This is a genomic window from Thermococcus sp. (assembly GCF_026988555.1).
Classification (GTDB): Archaea; Methanobacteriota_B; Thermococci; order Thermococcales; family Thermococcaceae; genus Thermococcus.
Genome location: NZ_JALSLB010000066.1, coordinates 1 through 6,333, shown reverse-complemented (window position 1 = coordinate 6,333; position 6,333 = coordinate 1). Strand labels below are relative to the sequence as shown.

The 6,333-nt window shown below is 53.9% G+C and carries 5 protein-coding genes and 2 pseudogenes; all 7 read right to left on the bottom strand.

What is annotated here, in order from left to right; translation table 11 throughout:
• Nucleotides 1-459, bottom strand: a pseudogene (locus MVK60_RS11000) (indolepyruvate ferredoxin oxidoreductase subunit alpha); the annotation flags it as partial.
• A 95-nt stretch (nt 460-554) separates the two neighbouring features.
• Nucleotides 555-1,922 carry an ATP-binding protein gene (locus MVK60_RS10995; RefSeq protein ID WP_297439347.1) on the bottom strand — a complete coding sequence of 456 codons (1,368 nt, stop codon included), beginning with the start codon at nt 1,920-1,922 and terminating at the stop codon, nt 555-557.
• Between the two features lie 58 nt (nt 1,923-1,980).
• On the bottom strand, nt 1,981-3,081 hold the full coding sequence (locus tag MVK60_RS10990) for a SufD family Fe-S cluster assembly protein (RefSeq protein WP_297439345.1): 1,101 nt from the start codon (nt 3,079-3,081) through the stop codon (nt 1,981-1,983).
• Nucleotides 3,081-4,508, bottom strand: coding sequence for a Fe-S cluster assembly protein SufB (gene sufB / locus MVK60_RS10985; protein ID WP_297439343.1), 1,428 nt, complete (start codon nt 4,506-4,508; stop codon nt 3,081-3,083). Before sufB ends, MVK60_RS10990 begins: the two co-directional genes overlap by 1 nt.
• On the bottom strand, nt 4,486-5,229 hold the full coding sequence (gene sufC, locus MVK60_RS10980) for a Fe-S cluster assembly ATPase SufC (protein ID WP_297439351.1): 744 nt from the start codon (nt 5,227-5,229) through the stop codon (nt 4,486-4,488). Before sufC ends, sufB begins: the two co-directional genes overlap by 23 nt.
• Before the next feature lie 114 nt (nt 5,230-5,343).
• Nucleotides 5,344-5,868 (bottom strand): ferritin, encoded by a 525-nt coding sequence (locus tag MVK60_RS10975; protein WP_297439349.1) that lies wholly within the window; start codon nt 5,866-5,868, stop codon nt 5,344-5,346.
• A gap of 49 nt (nt 5,869-5,917) precedes the next feature.
• Nucleotides 5,918-6,333: pseudogene (locus tag MVK60_RS10970) on the bottom strand (tRNA 4-thiouridine(8) synthase ThiI); the annotation flags it as partial.

The window sequence follows — 6,333 nt, the reverse complement described above, 5'->3', positions numbered from 1 at the left end:
ATCATAGGGCTCCTGCGGATTTGCCGGCTCAAGCATTGGCAGGTAAGCGGTGTAGCCGAACCACCTGCCGTCCTGCTCCGACTGGGAGGAGTGCGCGTAGGGGTCGTCCGCTATGACCACCATCAAGCCGGCTTTCACGCCGGTGTAGGCAAGGGAGTAGAGCGTATCGGAGGCAACGTTTCCGCCGACGCTCTTCATGGAGGTGAAGCCCCTCAGACCGACGAAAGAGGCTCCTGCGACGGTCTCCAGGGCGACCTTTTCGTTCGCGGCTATCTCCACCACGATGTCGTCGCGGTAGCGGGACACCCTGTCAAACGTGTCCAGAATCTCCGTCTGGGGAGAGCCGGGGTAGAAGGCCGTCACCTTCACATCGGCCTCCAGCGCGGCCCTGACTATCGCTTCGTTGGTCAGCATATACCCCGTGTGGGGTTCCTCTTTCAGAACTTCCTTCAGGGACATAAAGACACCTTAGAGTTTTGGAAGCGAACCTATATAGGGTTTTTCTGGACGAGAAGGGACAGTATTAAACAATCTTGGGTGTGAAAGTGGAAGTGTTAACCTCGCGGAACCTCAAGATCATCAAGATCCCACACGTTAAAACCCTCTTCCCTCAGATCCCCTTTCCCCTCAACTTTCCTTGCCATGAGACCAAAATACGCCTCCCATCCTTCGAGGCCCATAAGCTTGAATTTCCTCTTCAAATCTTTCAGAACTCCACGGGCTTCCCGTTTTCTCATGTCTTTCCACTTTACTTCAACAAGAAGGACTTTTTTCATATTGCCGTCCACCGCCACCAGGTCGATTTCCTCGCCCCTGTGCCACCAGCGGCCTATCCGGGTGAACTTAGAAGGCAGCTTCTCAGCTTTGTTCAGCTCGATCAGAAACTCCCTCGCAACGTCTTCAAAACGAACCCCCAGAATCCTCTGGAGGTCCCCTTTAACGTCGTCGTAAGTCACGAGACCCAGCTCTATGCCCGTCCTGTTCTTGGGCACTATCGAAAACCATGTGAGCAGCATCGGGTCTTTTAGTCTGTAGATACCGCGCTTCTCCTTTTTTGCAACCGGCAGTTCCCTTTCCACAAAACCGAGGCGGATGAGGTTCTCCAGATAGGGATACACTTTTCTCCCATCCAGTCCGGCGTAGCTTGCTATCTCCGAGGGCCTGGTTTTCCCGTGAGCCATCGCGGAGAGTATGGAGAAGTAAGTCTTCAGCTCCCTAAGTTCTCCTGACAGGAGGATATATGGCTCGTCGTAGAAGAAACCTTCCGGCTTCAGAAAGGTTTCCTCGACAAACGTTTCGGTGTCCCTGTACCTGGAAGCCACTATAAGGTAAGAGGGAATACCCCCTATGAGCATGTACAGCTCCAGGCCAGTTCTAAAATCGCTGAAGAACTTAAGTGAATCAAAGACGGTAAGGGGTCTGAGCCGAAAACTTGCGGTTCTCCTGCCATAGAGGGGGGAGGAATAGCTGAGGACTTCATCAACCATCATGCCTATGAGTGAGCCGGATAAAACCAGCATAACCGGCTTTCTTGAGAGGTCATGATCCCAGGCCCTCTGCAGGGCACTTAGTATCGTCCTGTCACTCTTGAGGGCGTAGCTGAACTCGTCGAGGATTATCAACGTTTTTTCCTCGATTTTTAATGATAGGTACTTGAACAGGGAATACCAGTCGTCGAGGCTCAGAAACAGCTCATCGTTGAAAAATGCAACCAGTTCCTCCCGGAGTTTCCTTATCTGCCTTTCCCGTGTGTCCTCCATAAATGTGTGAAAGAACGCCCGCTTTCCCTTTGAAAACTCAACCAGAAGCCGGGTTTTTCCCGTCCTCCGCCTCCCGTATAAAACCACAAACGAAGGAAGATTCGCCCACTGCTCTTCAAGCAACTTAAGCTCGTTTTCACGGTCAATAAATTCACTAATCATGATTAGTACTAATCACGATTAGGATTTAAAGCTTTTTCTTAATGGGGATAAAGAAAGTTCAGAGAAGCCCCTCTATTAGCTCCCCTACGTTTCCCCTGGCCTTGCTCCTCAGCCTTTCGAGATGACTGCTCAAAGCCTCTCCAATGCCGTGGACGAAGAGGCTCATTGCCTCGTCGCTGTCGAGTCCCCTCGACCTCAGGTAGAAGAGCGCATCTTCGTCGAACTGCCTCACCGCCGAGGAGTGGAAGGCTGACTCGATTTCGCCGGTGTCGACCTCAAGCATCGGTACGCTGACGCCGAGTGAACCCTCGTCCATTATGGTTATCTGGGAGACCACACCGCTCGATGAGTTCTTGGCGCTCTCAAAGACCTTCGCAACCCCCCTGTGAACCGTCCAGCCGTTCTCGTATGAAAAGCCGTGAACCCTCGTCTCGCTTTTGCTCCTTTCGCCGTACTGGAGGACGTTGGTGAGGTAGTCCACCGAGCTTCCAATGGCTATGGGCATGCCCCTGAGTATCAGCTCACTCTTTGCCCCTTCAAGGGAGTAGTCCTCGCGGTGGTGGCTCATTTTCCCGGCGCTTATGACCGTGAATGCCTTAACTCTGGTTCCTCCCCCAAGGCTTGCCCTAAGGAGGTAGTGCGAAAGGCTCTTATGCCTTCCAACGGTCAGAACCTCAAGATCGGCGTTCTTAGCTTTGAGCTCGACCGCGAGGGATTTAATCCCTTCTTTGGCTAAATCATAGATTATTATCGGAGCTTTAACGTTCTCGGCCTCGATGCTTATGTGGTGGCTGATGAATGCCTTAGCTGAGAGGTGGGAGACTATGACGAGGGGTTCCACCAGGTCTCTGGTAATCCTCAGCCTGTATGCTTTCCTGAGGGCGTAGAAGTGGAAGCCGAGGATTCTCGACTCCTCAGGCTGGGAAAGGCCTAAAGTCCCCTCGCTCAGCTCAACACCGGACGGAAGGTTAAACTCGGCACCGCTTCCCGATAAAACGACGTGCCCCTTTATCGGAACGTCCCCTGCTTCCGCCTCTGTCGGCAGTTTGAACGGCGAGTTCTCCTCGAAGAGCTTCCACTTGGTGTAGCTCTTTATGGTTGGGCTGTCGCCGTACTTCTGGTAGGTTAGCCTTTCGAGTGCTTCCCTCTCAATGAACATCAACCAACACCCCCGACCTCGCTGAACTCAAGCTCTATGACCTTCTTGAGCACCTCCACGTACTCGAAGGGCAGTCCCTCAAGGATTTCGCTGATGAAGCCGAGAACTATGAGGCTCTTCGCCTCTTCCTCGCTTATTCCGCGGGAGTTCATGTAGAAGAGCTTGTCCTCCCCGAGCTTCCCGGTCGTTGCCTCGTGGATTATGCTCGCTGTGGGCTCGTCGCTCTGGTTGTGCGGATAGGTATACGCCTTGCTCTCCTCGTCGAGGATTAGTGAGTCACACGAGACCGTCGCGGTGGAGTTCCTCGCACCCTTGAGGATCCTCACCAGCCCGCGGTATATGTTTATGCCGCCGTTGGCGCTTATGCTCTTGGAGACTATCTTCGAGCTCGTGTTTGGAGCCAGATGCCAGGTTTTAGCGCCGGTGTCCTTCATGAAGGGCCCGTTGCTCAGCGAGACGACGTACTGAGCCGTCCTCGCCCCCTCGCCCTTCAGGACGCTTGACGGGTAGGTGTAGGTTATCTGGCTGCCGATGCTGCCCTCAATCCACTCGACGTAGGCGTTTTCCTCTATTATTGCTCTCTTGTTGTTGAAGTTGATGACGTTCCTGCTCCAGTTCTGTATCGTGGTGAACTTGACGGTGGCGTTTTTGTGGGCGTAAATCTCGACCATGCCGTCGTGGAAGGAGAAGCCCTTGTACATCGGCGCCGAACAGCCTTCAATGAAGTGTATGTAGCTCCCCTCGTCCGCGACCAAAAGCGTGTGCTCGAACTGCCCCTCCAATGCGGAGCCTATAACGAAGAAAGCCTCGACCGGGAAGGGGATTCTGACACCCTTCGGCACGTAAACGAAGACCCCACCGCTCCAGAGGGCATGGTGTAAGGCCGAAAACTTGTGCTCTCCGGCCGGAAATACCCTGCCGAAGTACTTCTTCACAAGGTCGGGGTACTTCTGAACAGCCTCCTCCATGGGGAGCATGATGATCCCCATCTTCTCGAACTCGGCCTTTAAGTTGGAGTAAACGCTCTCGCTGTCGAAGACCGCCGTCAAGCCGGAGAGGAACTTTTTCTCTATCTCGGGTATATTTAAGCGCTCGAAGGTTCTCCTGATGTTCTCGGGCAGATCGTCCCAGTCCTTAACTTCGTTGCCTATCTCTGGCTTGGAGTAAAGGGTGAGGTTCTCAAGGTCGAGCTCCTCAACACCGACAACCCACTTGGGCATCGGGAGCTTTTGGAACAGCTCAAGGGCCTTCAGGCGGTGCCTGAGCATCCAGTCCGGCTCGTTCTTTATCCTCGAAAGCTCCTCGATCATGTCCCTTGTCAGTTCTCCTTTGAGCTCTATCTCCTTGGGGTATGGTACCGCCGTCCCAAGTATCTCCTCAAGCGAGCCGGCCTTGAGTATCTCCTCAAGCCTTGACTGCTGTCCCATTTTCCTCCACCGCCGCGAAGCCCTTCTCCTCTATGAGCTTTACAAGTTCCATCCCGCCGGAGACGACGAGTTTACCCTCCTTCAGCACGTGCACTCTCTGGGGGTTCAGGTACTCCAGAATCCTTCCGTAGTGGGTGATTAGGAGTATCGCCGTCCCCTCGCTGTGCAGCTTGGCTATAACCCCCGCGATAACCTTGAGGGAATCCACATCAACCCCGCTGTCCGGCTCGTCGAGGATGAGAAGCTTAGGCTTCACGAGATATGCTTGGAGCATCTCCAGCTTTTTTCTCTCACCACCTGAAAAGCCTACGTTGAGTTCCCTGGAGAGAATCGAACTGTCAAAGCCGAGATCCTCAACGGCCTTGAATATCATGTCGTAGGCCTCGACCTCGTCTATACCTCTGAGGTTCTTCAGAGTCCTCTGGAGAAAGTTAATGACCTTTACACCCTCGACCTCAACCGGATGCTGGAAGCTGAGGAATATGCCTTTCTTAGCCCTCTCCTCTGGCTTTGCATAGGTTATATCCTTCCCCTCGAAGAGTATTCTCCCCTCCGTAACGACGTACCTGGGATGTCCTGCTATCGTCAAAGCTAAGGTGGACTTTCCTGAACCGTTCGGCCCCATGACAACGTGGAGCTCGCCCGATGCGAGTTCAAAGTCCACTCCCTTCAGGATTTCCTTATCGGCAACCTTAACATGGAGATTTTCCACTTTCAGCATGAGCATCACCGTTTTTTCTTTACCCGCGTTTGGGTAGAAAAGTACACTTTTAAAACCTTTCTTCGCAGAACTGTGTATTCCCTGCTCAAGAAGGCAGAAGGGAAAAAGGGAACTTCAACCTCCCGCCTGGAGGAGAAGTCCCGGAAGCTGGGGCTGCCTCTGGCCGAGCTCCTGATCGAGCATGAATATGACCTGCGGGCTGTCCTTGGCGAACTTGAGCTTGTCCACTATCTTCTTGACGTTTGCCTCCTCCTCGACCTGCTCGTTGATGAACCACTCAAGGAACGCCCTCGTTGAGTAGTCCTTCTCCTCCTCGGCTAAAGCTGCCAGCTCGTGTATGTGTCTGGTTATAAACTTCTCGTGCTCGTAGGCAGCCTCAAACGCCGCCAGCGGGGAGTCCCACTCCTTGGGCGGCTTTTCTATCTCCTTCAGCTCGACCCTGCCGTTGCGGTCGTAGATGTAGTTGTAGAACCTGAGTGCGTGCCCGAGCTCCTCCTCGGCCTGGGCCTTCATCCAGTTGGCGAAGCCCTCAAGGTTCATGTCCTCAAAGTAGGCTGCCATCGAGAAGTACAGGTAGGCCGAATAAAGCTCCCTGTTCAGCTGCTCGTTGAGGGCCTTCAGCATCCTCTCGCTCAGCATCTCCACCACCTCCAGGTATAGTTACACCCGGTTACTTTAAAAGCTTTCCTCATACCAGCCCCTCCCGCTCCAGCACCTCAAACACGCGCTGAAACTCCTCAAGCTTCCCGCTCGTGACGACCCTCTCCGGCCGGAAGGGGCAGTCGCAGTAGGGATACTCAAGGAAAGCCTGGTATGTCCCTATCCTCCTGGCTATCGCCACTATCTCCTCCTTGTCCATGCCGAGGAGAGGCCTGTGAACCGGGAAGCGGACGCTCATCGTCTCAAAATACAGGTTCGAGAGGGTTTGACTGGCAACCTGTCCGAGGCTGTCGCCGGTCACTATGCCGAGGGCGCCCTTTTCCCTCGCTATCTCTGCCGCCCTCCTTAGCATGGCCACCTTGCAGACGACACACGTCCACTCCCCCTTTCTCGCCCTGATGATGGCCCTGACGTAGGGCTTCAGTATCTCGAAGTGGTTCTCAA

Bases quoted from the DNA above. Each gene is read 5' to 3' on its own strand.
- MVK60_RS10995 (WP_297439347.1), bottom strand. From the start codon at position 1,922: ATGATTAGTGAATTTATTGACCGTGAAAACGAGCTTAAGTTGCTTGAA.
- MVK60_RS10990 (WP_297439345.1), bottom strand. From the start codon at position 3,081: ATGTTCATTGAGAGGGAAGCACTCGAAAGGCTAACCTACCAGAAGTAC.
- sufC (WP_297439351.1), bottom strand. From the start codon at position 5,229: ATGCTGAAAGTGGAAAATCTCCATGTTAAGGTTGCCGATAAGGAAATC.
- MVK60_RS10975 (WP_297439349.1), bottom strand. From the start codon at position 5,868: ATGCTGAGCGAGAGGATGCTGAAGGCCCTCAACGAGCAGCTGAACAGG.
- sufB (WP_297439343.1), bottom strand. From the start codon at position 4,508: ATGGGACAGCAGTCAAGGCTTGAGGAGATACTCAAGGCCGGCTCGCTT.